Annotated in this window: 13 protein-coding genes; 7 read left to right on the top strand and 6 right to left on the bottom strand. The window is 38.8% G+C overall.

The features are described from left to right. Positions 1-111: 111 nt before the first annotated feature. From FA584_RS11355 to FA584_RS11345, 3 genes are all read left to right on the top strand, one after another. Positions 112-1,611 (top strand): peptide-binding protein, encoded by a 1,500-nt coding sequence (locus FA584_RS11355; protein ID WP_167749528.1) that lies wholly within the window; start codon positions 112-114, stop codon positions 1,609-1,611. 85 nt (positions 1,612-1,696) lie between these two features. Then, positions 1,697-2,707 carry an OmpA family protein gene (locus FA584_RS11350; protein WP_167749527.1) on the top strand — a complete coding sequence of 337 codons (1,011 nt, stop codon included), beginning with the start codon at positions 1,697-1,699 and terminating at the stop codon, positions 2,705-2,707. Between the two features lie 20 nt (positions 2,708-2,727). Beyond that, complete coding sequence (locus tag FA584_RS11345) at positions 2,728-3,522, top strand: mechanosensitive ion channel family protein (RefSeq protein ID WP_167750634.1); 795 nt, start codon at positions 2,728-2,730, stop codon at positions 3,520-3,522. Here FA584_RS11345 and FA584_RS11340 read toward each other — a convergent pair whose 3' ends face one another. Together FA584_RS11340 and FA584_RS11335 are read right to left on the bottom strand one after the other, a co-directional pair. Next, on the bottom strand, positions 3,523-4,326 hold the full coding sequence (locus tag FA584_RS11340; protein ID WP_096047330.1) for a DUF4197 domain-containing protein: 804 nt from the start codon (positions 4,324-4,326) through the stop codon (positions 3,523-3,525). A 126-nt stretch (positions 4,327-4,452) separates the two neighbouring features. Then, positions 4,453-5,961 (bottom strand): SLC13 family permease, encoded by a 1,509-nt coding sequence (locus FA584_RS11335; protein ID WP_096047329.1) that lies wholly within the window; start codon positions 5,959-5,961, stop codon positions 4,453-4,455. Positions 5,962-6,171: 210 nt separating this feature from the next. Here FA584_RS11335 and FA584_RS11330 point away from each other — a divergent pair, with 210 nt between their 5' ends. Together FA584_RS11330 and nifJ are read left to right on the top strand one after the other, a co-directional pair. After that, the gene (locus tag FA584_RS11330; protein ID WP_096047328.1) at positions 6,172-6,807 is read left to right on the top strand and encodes an HAD family hydrolase; all 636 of its coding nucleotides are present in this window, start codon (positions 6,172-6,174) and stop codon (positions 6,805-6,807) included. Between the two features lie 159 nt (positions 6,808-6,966). Further along, the gene (gene nifJ / locus FA584_RS11325; RefSeq protein ID WP_167749526.1) at positions 6,967-10,539 is read left to right on the top strand and encodes a pyruvate:ferredoxin (flavodoxin) oxidoreductase; all 3,573 of its coding nucleotides are present in this window, start codon (positions 6,967-6,969) and stop codon (positions 10,537-10,539) included. A 44-nt stretch (positions 10,540-10,583) separates the two neighbouring features. Here nifJ and FA584_RS11320 read toward each other — a convergent pair whose 3' ends face one another. The 4 genes from FA584_RS11320 to FA584_RS11305 all read right to left on the bottom strand — a co-directional run bounded on the left by FA584_RS11320 (position 10,584) and on the right by FA584_RS11305 (position 13,797). Further along, positions 10,584-10,778: a hypothetical protein gene (locus FA584_RS11320; RefSeq protein ID WP_096047326.1), complete on the bottom strand. Its 195-nt coding sequence runs from the start codon at positions 10,776-10,778 to the stop codon at positions 10,584-10,586. Between the two features lie 196 nt (positions 10,779-10,974). Next, on the bottom strand, positions 10,975-11,745 hold the full coding sequence (locus FA584_RS11315) for a hypothetical protein (RefSeq protein WP_167749525.1): 771 nt from the start codon (positions 11,743-11,745) through the stop codon (positions 10,975-10,977). Then, on the bottom strand, positions 11,738-11,977 hold the full coding sequence (locus FA584_RS11310) for a hypothetical protein (protein WP_167749524.1): 240 nt from the start codon (positions 11,975-11,977) through the stop codon (positions 11,738-11,740). Before FA584_RS11310 ends, FA584_RS11315 begins: the two co-directional genes overlap by 8 nt. Next, positions 11,974-13,797: a Na/Pi cotransporter family protein gene (locus FA584_RS11305; RefSeq protein ID WP_167749523.1), complete on the bottom strand. Its 1,824-nt coding sequence runs from the start codon at positions 13,795-13,797 to the stop codon at positions 11,974-11,976. Before FA584_RS11305 ends, FA584_RS11310 begins: the two co-directional genes overlap by 4 nt. An 82-nt stretch (positions 13,798-13,879) precedes the next feature. Between FA584_RS11305 and luxS the strand changes: the two genes are divergently transcribed. Both luxS and sstT read left to right on the top strand, forming a co-directional pair. After that, positions 13,880-14,380 carry an S-ribosylhomocysteine lyase gene (gene luxS, locus FA584_RS11300; protein ID WP_096047322.1) on the top strand — a complete coding sequence of 167 codons (501 nt, stop codon included), beginning with the start codon at positions 13,880-13,882 and terminating at the stop codon, positions 14,378-14,380. Positions 14,381-14,494: 114 nt separating this feature from the next. Beyond that, on the top strand, positions 14,495-15,703 hold the full coding sequence (gene sstT / locus FA584_RS11295) for a serine/threonine transporter SstT (RefSeq protein WP_096047321.1): 1,209 nt from the start codon (positions 14,495-14,497) through the stop codon (positions 15,701-15,703). Positions 15,704-15,710: the final 7 nt, after the last annotated feature.

Genomic DNA, 15,710 nt, shown 5'->3' with positions numbered 1-15,710 from the left:
TAACAACTTTAAAAATCAGCTTCCAGATTGCCCGGTCTGGAAGCTTTTTTTATGCCTAATTTTAAAATAAAAGCTTTTTCATGCTGAAGCCTAATATGTTATAATCCCTTCATGAAAACACTTTTACTTACTCTTTTTTTCTTTACATGTAATGTTTTAGCCAGTACGCTACATCTTGCTATTTCCGCCAATCCTAGTCGTCTCAATCCTATTGTCTCAACCGATAAAACGAGTTCAGATGTCGCGCAGTGGATTTTTAATGGACTCATTAAATACGATAAAGATGCGAATATTGTTCCGGATCTTGCACAAAGTTACCATTTTGTGGATGATACCACACTGATTTTTGAGCTTAAAAAAGATGTCACATGGAGTGATGGAGTCCCTTTTACGGCCAAAGATGTACTTTTCACCTATGAAACGATTATCTCCCCTAAAATCTTTACACCGTACTCTTCAGGCTTTATGCACATTTTACATGTAAAGATGTTAGATGAGTTTACGGTAGAAGTGAAATATAAATATCCCTACTTTAAAGCGCTCGAAGTTTGGATGATGGAGATATTGCCAGAGCATCTGCTTAAAAATGAAGCGGATTTGATGACCAGTAAATTCAATCAAGCGCCTATTGGTACAGGCCCTTATACATTGAGTCAGTTTAACATCTCTAAAGATATTGTATTAGCTGGCAATCAAAACTATTTTATCCATAAGCCCACTATTGATACAATGATTTTTCACTATCTGCCTGATCCCTCTTCGGAATTTTTGATGCTTAAGTCCCAAAAATTGGATGTTGGTTCACTCTCTCCTTTACAGTTAGAGCGTCAAATCGATAAGGATTTTAAAGCACACTACAGTATTTATGAAGATATTGCTCATAATTTTTCATATATGGGGTTTAATTTAAAATCTGAGAAATTTAAAGACCCTAGAGTGCGTGAAGCGCTTTCGTTAGCGATTGATCGTCAAGAACTCGTCGATATCCTTTATTTTGGTCATGGCAAAGTGTGTACAGGACCTTTTTTACCAGGAACGGGAGCTTTTAATGAAGCAGTTCATGCACCAAAACCTGATATTGAAAAAGCAAAAGCCCTTCTTAAAAAGGCAGGGTATGATGAGGCTCATCCTTTTGAGTTTGAACTGAGTACCAGCGCCAATGGTAGTGGCAGTTACTCTGCTCAAATTCTTCAGCACCAGCTGAAAAAAGCAGGTGTGGTGATGAAACTTCGCATCATGGAGTGGCAAGCGTTTTTAAATACAGTGATAACACCTCGCAAGTTTGAAGCCGTTTTGATGGGTTGGTCACTAGGACTTAAGCCCGACGCCTACAGTATTTGGCACAGTGAATCTATGCGCAAAGGCGGATTCAATTTCATAGGCTATGAAAATGCTGAGGTCGATCAGCTTATTACACAAGCGGAACAGATCGTTGATCAAGAAAAATTCGATGCCATTTATCGAGAAATTTTTGCAAAAATTGTTGCAGATAATCCTTATCTTTTTTTAGTGATTCCTAATTCTATTACAGTGGTCAATAAAGAGATCACACCTGTCTCAACCTCTATAATTGGGGTTATGCACAATACCATTGATTGGATTAAACCATAAATTTAAGACTTAATTGCCAAAACTTGTGTTATAATTCGGGCCTTCACATATGAAATCTTAGAAATATTAGTTTAAAGGAATAAAAATGAAAAAAACTTTATTTTCATTGGCGGCATTAGCATCTTTGGCATTTGCAGCACCAACTGCATACAATTACGAGGTAACACCAACTATTGGTGGTGTTTTACCAGAGGGCAATCTTGATCTTAAAAGTCAATTGACTTATGGTTTGAGATTTGGTATCAACCTTGACAACACGATTATCAATCAAGTTGAACTTGGTTACGATAGATCAGATAATGTTGACTATAAAGCGGGTAGAACAGACAGTACAGATTTTAATCGTTACTATGCTAACTTGGTTAAAGAGTACAAAATTACTCCAGAAGCTGCATTGTATGCTTTAGTCGGTCTTGGTTATGAAGATGTAACAAATGCACAACTTGAAAACAGAGATAGCATGTTTGCACAATACGGTGGTGGTGTAAAATACTGGGTAACGGATAATTTTGCGCTTAAAGCTGAAGTTCGTCATGCCATTAAATTCCAAGGTGGCGACAATGAAATGTTCTACAGCCTAGGCTTTACCATTCCATTTGGTGCAAAATCTGCTCCAGTTGCCGTTGTTAAACCTGAACCAAAACCAGCTCCAGTTGTCGTAAAAGCTCCAGTTGATAGCGATGGCGATGGTGTAACAGATGATAAAGATAAATGTCCAAATACTCCAAAAGGTACTGTGGTTGACGCTGATGGTTGTCCAAAAATCATTCGTTTACATGTACAATTTGATTTCGACAAATCAACTGTAAAACCAGCATTTATGCCTGAGATTCAAAAAGTAGCTGATTTTATGAAACAAAACCCAGGATACAGTGTTGTTCTTGAAGGTCATACCGACTCTAAAGGTAGCGACGCATACAACATGAAACTTTCAGACCAACGTGCAAAAGCAGTTGCTAAAGCACTTGAAAGCCTTGGCGTTTCTGCAGCAAAAGTAACTACAGAGGCATTTGGTGAGAGTAAACCTGTTGCTTCAAATGATACAGATGCTGGACGTGCTGAAAACAGAAGAGTTGACGCCGTTTTCAAAAAATAATTTAGGATCGTAGCGTGCATATGGATTTGAGCTGGGCAGTCGTTGTCAATTTTGTTACTCTTTATGGAGTGAAAGTAATTGCTTCTTTACTGATCTTTTTTATCGGTAAAAAAATAGCCTCTCTTTTAACAACCGTTGTTGTTAAAGGGATGCGCAAGTCAAAGATTGATGAGACGATTACCAGCTTCTTTTCCAATGTGATCTATTTTGGTCTTTTGGTGGTGATAATCCTAGCAGCGTTAAGCAACCTAGGCATTAACACCACTTCCTTCTTAGCCGTTCTGGGAACAGCAGGACTAGCAATAGGTCTTGCACTTCAAGGTACACTTTCTAATGTAGGTGCTGGTATTTTACTGGTATTCTTCCGTCCTTTTAAAATCGGACATTCTGTACAAATCGCTGGTGAAAATGGCACAGTTGAAGAGTTGAACCTCTTTAGCGTCATTCTTAAAACAGCAGATAATAAACAGATTATCATTCCTAACTCTGCTGTGATTGGTAAAAATATAACCAACTTTTCCGCTAAAGCAACCAGACGTATTGATATGACCTTTAATATTGGTTATGAAGATGATCTTCGCCTTGCTAAAGTGACATTGCAGGAGATTGTTGATAACGAGCCAAGAGTCCTTAATGAACCTTCCCCTTTTGTAGCTGTTGGCGAATTAGCGCAAAATAGTGTGAAACTCATTGTGCGTGTGTGGGTCAAAACGGAAGATTATTCTATTGTCAGTTTTGATATTTTTGAAAAAGTAAAATTGGCGTTTGATGAAAAGAGGATAAGTATTCCTCACCCTCTCTTACCCGAAGCGTAATTATTTTCCAAATACTTGTTGGATGATTGAACTCCCACTTGCAAGTGGATTGCTACGAAGTGCTTTTTCTTTCTCTGCGATCATATAAAAAAGACCATCCAGTGTTTTACGACCAATATAATCTTCAATACTCTCATCTCCACTTGGCACTGAATCCCCCATGCCCAATCCTTTTGCAATGGATGAAGCTTGTCCCATTAAAGCATTATTTGAAGCGCCCGCTACTGGATTACTACCGCCTGCAAAACCTTTAAGACTTTGATAAGAGCTCATCACTTGACTCTCGTTCATACTCTCTTTGATGATCGGCATAATGGCACTGAGAAGTTTTGTCCCAGCTTTAGTTTTAAAGTAATCGGTTGCCGCTGTGTTACTACCTTTTACGATGGCGTTCGCATCTTCAATACTCATGGCTGAAATCGTATCACTAAAGATAGAAGCTGTTTTTGGAACTGATTTTGATGCAGCACTGTTCATCGTTTTAACAAAGTCGTCTACATAGCTTTTCCCACCTAGTTTTTCTGCCGCAGTGGCAACGGGTTTTATGGATGCTGGCAGTGGAATTTTGACAGCACTGTTATTTAAAAACCCTCCTTCTTTTCCCAAAAGTGAAACGGCTTGTTGGGCACCAAGACTCAGGGCTTCTTTGACGCCTGAAGTGGCACTGCTTTGCGAGGTTGTTGAACTACTTGAGGCAGTTGTTTTGGATGTGGATGTGGCACTGACAGCAGTATTGACCGCATCTTGCCAATTCGCAGCACACAGCAAAAGCGGTGCCAAAAGAATCAGTTTTTTGGATAACATGTTTCTCCTTTTTAAGGTTATGAAAGTCTATCATTTTTAAAACAACAAAATCTACCAACACGTATAAAAATTTTGTGGTTGGTAGATTTTTAGATTTTTGTCATAATTTTAAAAACCATCTCTTGTCTATGAAACAAGTCCTATCCATTTCCAATACGTTGCAGCGAGCAACAAGATCAAGCCATAAGCGATAATTGTCAGTGGAATACCCGTCTTAATAAACTCTTTTACCGTAAAGGTATCGGTTCCATAGGCTATCATATTTTGTGGAGCATTGACAGGTAAAATAAAACCAAAACTAATAACATATTGTAAAATCATGGTCATGCCAATGATATTGAGTCCCGGTGTTTTAACTTCTTGTAGCATGGATATGACAATAGGAATCATGGCCGCTGCCAAAGCGGTTGCTGATGCAAAACCTAAATGAATAATGATCAAAAAAAGTGCCAAAATAGCCAGTATCATAAATGCAGAAGAGTATGAAAGTCCAAAAAATGGAACGATGGACTTTGCTAGCCAAACACCCGCTTTTGTTGATATGATAGCACTTCCTAAACTGATACCCACTCCAAACAAGAAAAGTGTTCCCCAAGCCATCTTTTTACTGGCATCTTCCCACGTTAAGATATCAATTTTAGGTAAAAACATCAACGTAACAGCGACAACAGTAATAGAGGAAGTGTCAAAACGATGAATTAACGTATTTTCCAAATCACCTTTTATGCCAAAATCGCCAAACGTTTTCTGCTCCAACACCCAAAAGAGCAATAAAAATACAGAAATGATAACAAGTTTGATTTCTTGTGTTGTAATTTTTCCTAAAGCTTCCAGTGCTTGTTTAATAACGGCTTTTCCTCCTTCAATCTCTTTGACTTCAGGTGGCATGATTTTTAGAAGAACAAAATAAAGTGCAATAGACATCAAAACGGCAAAAGGTAAAGCCGCAACAAACCATGCACCCCAACTAATGTCATGTCCTAAAATCTGTTTAATGAAGTTCGTTGCAATCATGTTTTGTGCAGCGGCCGTTTTGACACCCACATTCCAAATGCTATCAGCTTGTGCAATCGCTATCATTAAAACGGCTGCAAATTTAGTACGTTTTTCGATACCAAAAGCTGAAATGACACCCATAACAATCGGTACCATACACGCAACTCTAGCGGTAGTTGATGGTACAAAAAAGCTAAGAATACACCCTGTCAAAATGATGCCGATTAAAATGCGATTTGTTTTGGCGCCAACTAAAGAGAGAATATTAAGAGCAATTCTTTTATCAAGTCCTGTTTTCATCATGGCAATAGAAATAACAAGAGCCGCTCCAACCAATGCCCAAGCCGTATTGGAAAATCCCCCTAATGACATTGTCAATGCCTTAGATGTACCGATATATTTTTCCGGTTGTGCCATGTCTGGTGCAAAACCAAGAAGTAATACCATCAATGTTATGATGATCGCTGCACTCACTGGATAAGAAGTACATTCAGTCATCCAAAGAATAACAGAGAAAACTAAAAGACCTAGCATTCTATGCCCTGCTATGGTTAGTCCCTCTGGTGTTGGCAATGCAATGATAATACATAAAATTATCAAAGATACAAACAAGCCATACTGTTTTAAAAAAGCGCCCATTCTAAACCTCCTTAAATTAAAATAAACATTCATTACTCAATTATATGTTGTATTACACAAAAATGATATAAATTTGATAATACTTTTACTCATAACTATTTAAAGTGTTTAAATTAACCCAAACTGCTAGTACAACAAGAAGCTTTATTGTTTTACTAGCAGTTTGGGTTATAATAATACTTTACATGTAAAAGAAGGATTAATGAAAAAATGAAAACGATTTTATTTGATTTAGATGGTACATTGATCGACTCAACAGACGCTATTTTGGAAAGTTTTGGGGTCGCATATGAAACATTTGGACGTGTTATCCCTGAAGATGAACAGATCAAAAAGTTGATCGGGCATCCTTTGGATTTGATGTTTACTATGTTGGGAGTTGACTCTTTGGAGGCTGATGATTATGTTATGGCTTATAAAGAGCATTACAGGCTTATTTCTCGTAAAAAAACAACACTTTTACCCCTTGCTATCGAGGCAATTAGGCATGCTTCTAAAATTGCGACTCTGGGCATTGTGACGACAAAAACGGCACGTTATTCCGAAGAGATTTTGGAGCACTTAGGTGTTATGCATCATTTTAAAGTCTTGATTGGACGAGAAAGCGTGACCCACCCAAAACCACACCCTGAACCTATTCAAAAAGCACTAATAGCACTCAATGCTGATTTGGAACAAACCTGGATGATAGGCGATACTCCAATGGACCTTATTTGTGCTAAAGAGGCGGGCATTAAAGGTATTGGTGTGTTGTGTGGTTACAGCACAAAATACGAACTTGAAAAGCATACTTCTTTCGTTGTTCGTGATGCGCTTGATGCCGTTAAAATGATTGCTGAACAGTGATGATTTTGTTATAAAATTGGTAAATAATGTTGCGAAAATAGTAGTTAATGTAACAGTTCTTAACTTTTTTCATTTATGAGTTATTAAGAGAATGCTAAGTAGAATGAGAAATCATCACAGATGAATATATGAATGATATTATAAATTAAGGGGCATTTAATGGCTAAAGTCATGAAAACTATGGATGGTAACGAAGCTGCTGCATACGCATCTTACGCTTTTACCGAAGTTGCTGGTATTTACCCAATTACACCTTCTTCCCCAATGGCGGACTTTACTGACATTTGGGCAAGTCAAGGCAAAAAAAACTTATTTGGTATGCCCGTAAAAGTTGTTGAGATGCAAAGTGAAGGTGGTGCTGCCGGAACTGTACATGGTTCTCTTCAAGCCGGTGCACTTACGACAACGTATACAGCATCTCAAGGACTGTTACTTAAAATCCCAAATATGTATAAAATGGCAGGTGGATTACTTCCAAGTGTTATCCATGTTGCTGCTCGGACACTCGCTACCCATGCACTTTCTATTTTTGGCGATCATCAGGACGTTTATGCTGCCCGTCAAACAGGTTATGCGATGCTTTCATCAGGTTCTGTTCAACAAGTTATGGATTTAGCTGGAGTTGCTCATTTATCAGCAATTCAAGGAAGAGTTCCTTTTATGCATTTTTTCGATGGTTTCAGAACTTCACACGAGATCCAAAAAATTGAAGTAATGGATTATGCCGTTTTTGATAGATTACTTGATAAAAAAGCAGTACAACGTTTCCGTGACGAAGCGCTCAATCCTGAGTCTCCAAAAACAAGAGGAACAGCACAAAACGACGATATTTATTTCCAAGGCAGAGAAGCACAAAATAAATTTTATGACGCATTGCCTGACATCGTAGCGCACTATATGGCAGAAATCTCAAAAGAGACAGGACGTGAGTACAAACCTTTCACTTATTATGGTGCCAAAGATGCAGATCGTATTATTGTAGCAATGGGCTCTGTAACAGAGTGTTTGAAAGAGACGATTGATTATTTAATGAGTAAAGGTGAAAAAGTTGGTTTGATCACACCCCATCTTTACCGTCCATTTAGTATCAAATACTTGATGGACGTTATGCCAGAATCCGTTAAAAAAATTGCTGTATTAGACAGAACCAAAGAGTCAGGATCTATCGGTGAGCCATTGTTCCTTGATATGAGAGCGGCTTTCTATGGTCATAAAAATGCTCCTATTATTGTGGGTGGACGCTATGGTCTCTCTTCAAAAGACGTTGATCCAGCACAAATGCTAGCTGTTTATGAAAACCTCAAATTAGAAAACCCGAAAAATGACTTTACCATCGGTATCGTTGATGACGTTACCTTTAAATCACTTGACGTCAAAGAAAAAATTAGTTTGGGCGATGCTGAAACGAAAGAGTGCTTATTCTATGGACTTGGTGCTGATGGTACCGTTGGTGCTAACAAAAGTTCTATTAAAATCATCGGTGATGAGACTGATATGTATGCTCAAGCATACTTTGCATATGACTCTAAAAAATCAGGCGGTTTTACACGCTCTCACTTACGTTTTGGTAAAAAACCAATTCGCTCAACTTACCTCGTTTCAAATCCACATTTTGTCGCCTGTTCTGTTGCTGCATACCTTGAGTTGTATGAGGTTGTGGATGGAATTAGAGAGAATGGAACATTCCTTCTGAACTCAATTTGGGATGCAGAAGAGACCGTCAAAAGAATTCCAAATCGTGTTAAAAAAATCTTAGCGAACAAAAAAGCTAAGTTTTACATTATCAATGCAACCAAACTTGCACATGATATTGGTTTGGGTAACAGAAGCAATACCATCATGCAATCAGCGTTCTTTAAACTTGCTGAAATCATTGATTTTGAACAAGCTCAAACCTTTATGAAAAAACAAGCGTATAAGTCTTACCACAAGAAAGGTGAGCAGATTGTTGAGTTGAACTACAAAGCGATTGATGTAGGCGCTAATGGATTGATTAAAGTTGACGTTGACCCTTCATGGGCAAACCTTCCTGATGATGTTAAAAAAGAAGACAGCAAATACGTTGGAACAGAATTTGTTGAAAAAATTGTAAAACCAATCAATGCTGCTCGAGGGGATAGCTTACCTGTTTCTACTTTCAAAGGTTATGAAGATGGTACCTTTGAGCATGGAACCACAGAGTATGAAAAACGTGGTGTGGGTGTTATGGTTCCAAAATGGATCGAAGAGAATTGTATCCAATGTAATCAATGTGCCTTTGTTTGTCCACATGCTGTTATTCGTCCATTCCTTATCAATGATGCAGAGTTTGCCGATGCTCCTGAAGGTGTTAAAGCACATGCTCTTGAAGCCAAAGGTAAAGAGCTTAAAGGCTTAAAATATAAAATCCAAGTCTCTTCACTTGATTGTACAGGCTGTGACCTATGTGCAGAAGCATGCCCGACCAAAGAAAAATCACTCGTAATGGTTCCACTCGGTGAGAGTCTTGAAGCCGGTGAGCAAGTCAATGCGGATTACCTCTTCAAAAAAGTAACGTACAAAGATGACATTCTCTCTAAAAGCACGGTTAAGGGTGCACAATTTGCTCAACCACTCTTTGAGTTCCATGGCGCATGTCCAGGTTGTGGAGAGACGCCTTATATCACACTCGCAACCAGACTTTTTGGTGACAGTATGATGATTGCTAACGCAACAGGTTGTTCATCCATTTATGGTGGTTCAGCTCCTTCAACACCGTATCGCAAAAATTCTGAAGGACATGGCCCAGCATGGGGTAATTCACTCTTTGAGGACAATGCAGAGTTTGGTCTAGGTATGCATGTGGCTACGGAAACAATGCGTCATAGAATTCACTCTGTGATGGATGATTCGATTAAGACAGCACCTAACGCCATTGCAGCACTCTACAAAGACTGGATTGAATTCAGAGACGATCGTGTAAAAAGCACTGAAATTCGCAATCTTCTTGTTCCTTTATTGGAAGCAAATCCAACAGCAGCAGGTGCTGATGTAATCTTAAGCCTCAAACAGTACATTTCTAAAAAATCCCAATGGATTTTTGGTGGAGATGGTTGGGCATATGACATCGGTTACGGTGGACTTGACCATGTTATCGCAAGCGGCGAAGATGTTAACATCTTAGTTCTTGATACCGAAGTTTACTCCAATACCGGCGGTCAAAGCTCAAAATCTTCTCGTGCAGGTTCTATCGCGCAGTTTACAGCAGCAGGAAAACCTAGCCAGAAAAAAGACCTTGGCTACATTGCGATGACATACGGTAACGTCTTTGTTGCACAGATTAACTCTAATGCCTCTGCGGCACAAACGATTAAAGCGTTTGAAGCAGCGGAAGCGTATCCGGGTGTTTCTCTCATCATCGCGTATTCTCCATGTATTGCACATGGTATTAAGGGCGGTCTTGGAAAATCTGGTAACCAAGGTGAACTTGCAACTAAATGTGGTTACTGGCCAATTTATACCTACGACCCACGTTTGGAAGCTGAAGGTAAAAACCCTGTTAAAATTACGGGAAAAGAGCCTGATTGGTCATTGTATGATGATTTCTTGATGAACGAAGTACGTTATGCGTCACTTAAAAAGTCAAATCCAGAGCATGCACAAGCACTCTTTGAACACAATAAAAAAGATGCGCAACGTAGATGGAGACAGTTAAATCGTCTTGCAAGTGCTGATTTTTCAAATGAATTAGTTGAGGTAAAAGAGGGCGAATAAGCCCCTTTTACATGTAAAGGCAAGAAAGTAATTTCTTGCCTTTTTTAGTTTTTAATTTCTGCTGCCACTTGTGCGTTTGATTTGACAACCTCACCACTTCCATGAATAATATGTGGAATACAGCTAGTACAAACATGAATCTCTTCACCATTTTTCATTGCTTTAATAAAAACAGCACCTTCACTTTCCTCACTGGTTCTTAGGCAGACATTACACACTTGAATATTGTTGATTTCCATAAAAAGCTCCTTGTTAAATTTGGCGTATTATAGTTAAAAAAAAACAAGAAAAGATTGAGCGAGATCAAGGTTTACATGTAAGCTTTTGTTGAATGATGAAGGCGTATTTCTGTCAATAACATTGACAAGCGTGCGTAACCCAGTACAAGACAACCCAAAGAGTTTTTTATGAGCGTAAAAGCGTTTGTAAAAATATCTATAAAAACAGAACCACACTTATCATTGCATCAATGCCAATGTCTACAGGCTCTTTTCCAATGAGTCTGGCGCTATTTTTGACTTGAAAGATTATTTGACTGAGTAATGATTCAAAATTAAAGTTGGAAGGATCCAAAATGCTCTCTTTGTGATTTTTGATAGATACAAGATTTTGGATCATCTCCCAAGAGGGTTGCTCTCCCGCATGCAGTCTATTTTGGAACTCGATTTGCCAGTTATTTTGCCATGTTAAAAAAAGGAAGGTATCGTTTTTATCTTTGGCCGTTTTAACTTTCCATTTAACTACTTCAAGGTAATAGTAGAGCTTTTTAAAAGCTTCTTGATCATATGCGAGTGTAGTAATTTGGTGACCTTCTCCGATTTTATACGTCTCCCAGATCAATTTATAAAGTCCAATGACAAGAAAATCATTCCGATCGGGAATATTACTATTTTTATCAAACGCTATACGCAAATAGTCATCATATGATTTAAGATATACTCCGTTGTATTTCATACGAATACTGTTTTGTGAGGTGCGCATTTCGTTAATGATGAAGCTTTGACTCTCTTTGCTGTAACTTTTTGGATTGCGAAGGTCAAGTTTTTCTTTATAGACGATAAGATTTTCAATGACCTTGCTGTAGTCATAATGTAACGATGTAGCCCCATGAGATTGGAACACTTCGCCTATTTTTTCTTGGGGATTTGTAGTGGTTGTAGCGCAACCGTAAAAGAGAAAAAGCAAGAAAAAGCAGAGTCTACTCATCCAAGATTTCCTTTCCCTTTTTGATCTGCTTTTTGATGATTTTAATGCTATCGTGGATGGCTTCACGTTTGATGAGATCACTCTCCTCTTTGAGCTCTTTTTTAAGTGTGATGCGTCTGAGTTTGAGCTTTTGAAGGAGTTCTTTAATCGTCTGTTTTTTTGTTCCCGCTTCATCGGGGGTAGATATACCAAATAAGGCTTTGACTGAGTGGATAAATTTCAAACCGTTCATGAAGTGCTCCTTTGCTCGGTTGAATGTGTTAAATCCGTGATTTCGGATTCATTTAAGATCAACGCTTCTCGACCTTCGCTTGATTGTGTATCTGCATGGATGAAAAGAGTATGTGCGACTTTTGTCAGTTCTGACACAATGGTATAAGCGTATGTCGTATCATTCATCAGAGAGGTTGCCATGGTGTAAGTAATTTTATTCGTACGAATGAGATTATCGAGCGATTTATTGGCTGCGATGTCATATTTTTGGGCATCCAGTTGAAGTTTACTGAGAAGCAAGATAGCAACATCTTCTTCGGTAGTGTTGATAATAAGTTGCATGTTCCGTAGATGTTTGATAAGGTTTTTTCGGATATGGTTATACTCTTGTCTAATGTATTCATTGTCTGATTCAAGATAGTAAAGCATGTTTTTTTGCATATGTTTTGAAGCCTTAAAAGCTTCAACCATCCCAAGTGTTGCATTTTTTATGGGTATAAGCTGTCGGTTGCTCTCATCTGAGAATTTACCTTGTGCCAAAATAGCGAAGTTAATAATTTTTCCGTAAATCTCTTTAATACGCAGTTCATAATACTCATCCATATTGACATGCATAGCTTTATTGCGTCTTATTAAAATATCATCTACTTCCATACCTGAGGTAATATCTTCTTTGGTAACACTCATTCCTTGAGCGATAATGTCAAAAATATTGTTAAAGAGATGCTTGGTCTCTTTAAGCAGAATTGCTTGTGCCGTATCAGGAAAATCAAGTGCTACATCGTTAATAAACAGAACATCATCTCTCTCTTTTTCTGCTGTTTTTTTAGGGATAAACAGCTGGTTTAAAAGAATGACAAGTCCATGTACTAGTGGGGCAAATAAAAGGACGCAGATAAGATTAAAATAGGTGTGATACAGTGCGAGTTTGAGCGTATAGTCGTCTTCGGCAATACCTAAAAAGGGTGCAGTAAAGTCGATGAAACGGATAAATTGCGGTACAAACCAAATTAGTAAAAAGCCTGTGAGACTATTCATTAAAAAATGTGCACCTGCAAGTTTTTTACCTTCGAAGCTTGCTCCCCATGCTCCAATGATGGCAGTAATGGGTGTTCCAAGATTGGCACCAATGGTGAGGGCAATAGCATTTTCATACGTAATCTGAGAAGCGGAAAGGGCTGTGAGAATAAGAACCAGTGAGGCATGCGAAGATTGAGAGATCATCGTCACAGCCATACCAATCAATGCAAAAAGTAGAATTCCTTTAAGCCCATCAGCAGAGTATTGGGTAAGGTCAATAGTCTCCTTAAATGCGTCAAATCCCTCTTTCATGTAAGCGATACCCAAAAAGGAGAAACCCAAGCCAACCAAAGCGTAACCAATACCTTTAAGACGCTTATTTTCTTGAAAAACAAACAAAGTTCCAAAGACCAGCATGGGGAGTGCATACGTGGCAATATTGATTTTTAGTCCTAACCCTGCAATCAGCCAAGCGCCAGTGGTTGTCCCAATGTTTCCACCTAGAATGATCCCAATACCTTGCGTCACGCTGATCAGCCCTGCACTGATAAAGGAGATGGCAATGACAGCCACTAATCCACTGGATTGCATCAGTGTGGTAATCACCGTACCAAAGAGAATACTTCGGTAAAGGTTATGCGTAATTTTTTTGAGAAATTGATCGAGGAGTCCACCGACAAAGAAGCGAAATCCCTCTTCTAGGTTTCGCATACCAAACAAAAAGATAGCCACTCCAGCAGTAATATGAAGAATATTGGTACTTTGAAAAAATGCATAGGAGAGCAATAAAATGACGACAATCAGGAGCAGTCGTTTCAAGGTATTCCTTTACATGTAAAGAATTTGAATGGCAAATTATTGTACACTTTTTTATAAAAAAAAAGAAAAAAAAGGACTTTAAATGCCACTATTGGATAGTTTTTGTGTAGATCATGTCAAAATGCCAGCGCCCGCAGTCAGAGTTGCCAAAACGATGAAAACGCCTCATGGCGATGAGATCACCGTGTTTGATCTTCGTTTTTGTAAACCGAACCACGCTATTTTGCCAGAAAGGGGTATTCATACGCTAGAGCATCTCTTCGCAGGCTTTATGCGCAATCATCTTAATGGAAAAGGTGTTGAGATTATTGATATTTCACCGATGGGATGTCGTACAGGTTTTTACATGAGTTTGATCGGTACACCAGAGCCTTCGCGCGTAGTTGATGCATGGAAAGCATCGATGAATGACATTTTACATGTAAAGAGTGAGAACGATATTCCCGAGCTCAATGTCTATCAGTGTGGAACCTATAAAATGCACTCATTGGATGAAGCGCATAGTATTGCTTCCAACATTTTAAGTACAGAAATTGGCGTGATGGATAACGAAGCGTTAAAGCTTGATACTTCAAAAATTTAATGCGCTAAGTGCAGGAGTTTAACGCGTAAATAAGAACCTTTTTTATATGATTAGTGTGTTTTTTTAAAGAAAATATTAGTTTAGGTACACACATTTTGAGTAAGGAAGGTTTTTATGGAGCGTTTAGTCGCAAGGTACAAAGAGGGCAATCTGATTGTACTTATTTTGATTGGCATGGTTTTGGGCGTTGTTATCGCCCTTGTTTCTCCGACAGCTGCAATGGCTGTTTCTATTTTAGGAAAACTGTTTGTTGGCGCACTTAAGGCCGTTGCGCCTGTCTTGGTTTTGGTATTGGTTGCAACTGCGATTGCTACAAAACCTGTAGGTGTTCAGACGAACATTAAGCCTATTGTTCAGCTTTATGCTATTGGTACGCTTTTATCAGCGTTGATCGCGGTTGTTGTGAGCTTCACGTTCCCTGTTACTTTGGTACTTGCCAATATCTCTGATGCTGGGCTTACCCCTCCGAATAGTATTATTACCGTTGTAAAGGGCTTTTTAGTGAGCATGGTTGAAAATCCTATTAAAGCACTTTCTACAGGCAATTATATCGGTGTGTTAACATGGGCAATTGCGGCAGGTCTTGCACTGCACCATAGTAGCAATCATACCAAACAGATGATGAAAGATGTCAGCGATGCGATGACGAAAATTGTTCAAGCGGTTATTAGTCTTGCACCTTTTGGTATTTTAGGTTTGGTGGCTGAAACATTTGCAGAGACAGGTTTTGCGGCACTTTTTGGCTATGGAAAGTTACTGATTATTTTGGTTGGAACAATGGTCTTTGTAGCGCTTGTGCTTAATCCCCTTATTGTATATGTTAAAACCAAACGTAATCCTTATCCATTGGTGTTTACATGTCTAAGAGAGAGTGGCGTAACAGCATTCTTTACCCGTAGTTCAGCGGCCAATATCCCCGTGAATATGGCGTTGTGTAAAAAATTAGGACTTCATGAAGATACCTACTCTATCTCTATCCCTTTGGGTGCAACCGCTAATATGGCAGGTGCAGCGGTTACAATTACTGTTTTAACATTAGCAACGGTTCATACATTAGGCATTTCCGTAGATCTTCCCACAGCACTTTTGTTAAGCGTTGTAGCGAGTATCGCAGCTGCAGGTGTTTCAGGTGTTGCGGGTGGTTCATTGCTTTTGATTCCTCTTGCATGCGGTCTGTTTGGCATTAGCGATGAGATTGCGATGCAAGTGGTTGCGATTGGTTTTTTAATTGGTGTTATTCAAGACTCCACAGAGACAGCACTTAACAGTTCAACCGACGTTGTTTTTACAGCGGCGTGTTCAACTGAGCCGATTAATTTATAACCTTTAC

Origin of the sequence: Sulfurospirillum diekertiae (genome assembly GCF_011769985.2) — a bacterium.
GTDB classification, from domain to species: Bacteria; Campylobacterota; Campylobacteria; order Campylobacterales; family Sulfurospirillaceae; genus Sulfurospirillum; species Sulfurospirillum diekertiae.
This window is presented reverse-complemented; position numbering and strand designations above follow the sequence as displayed.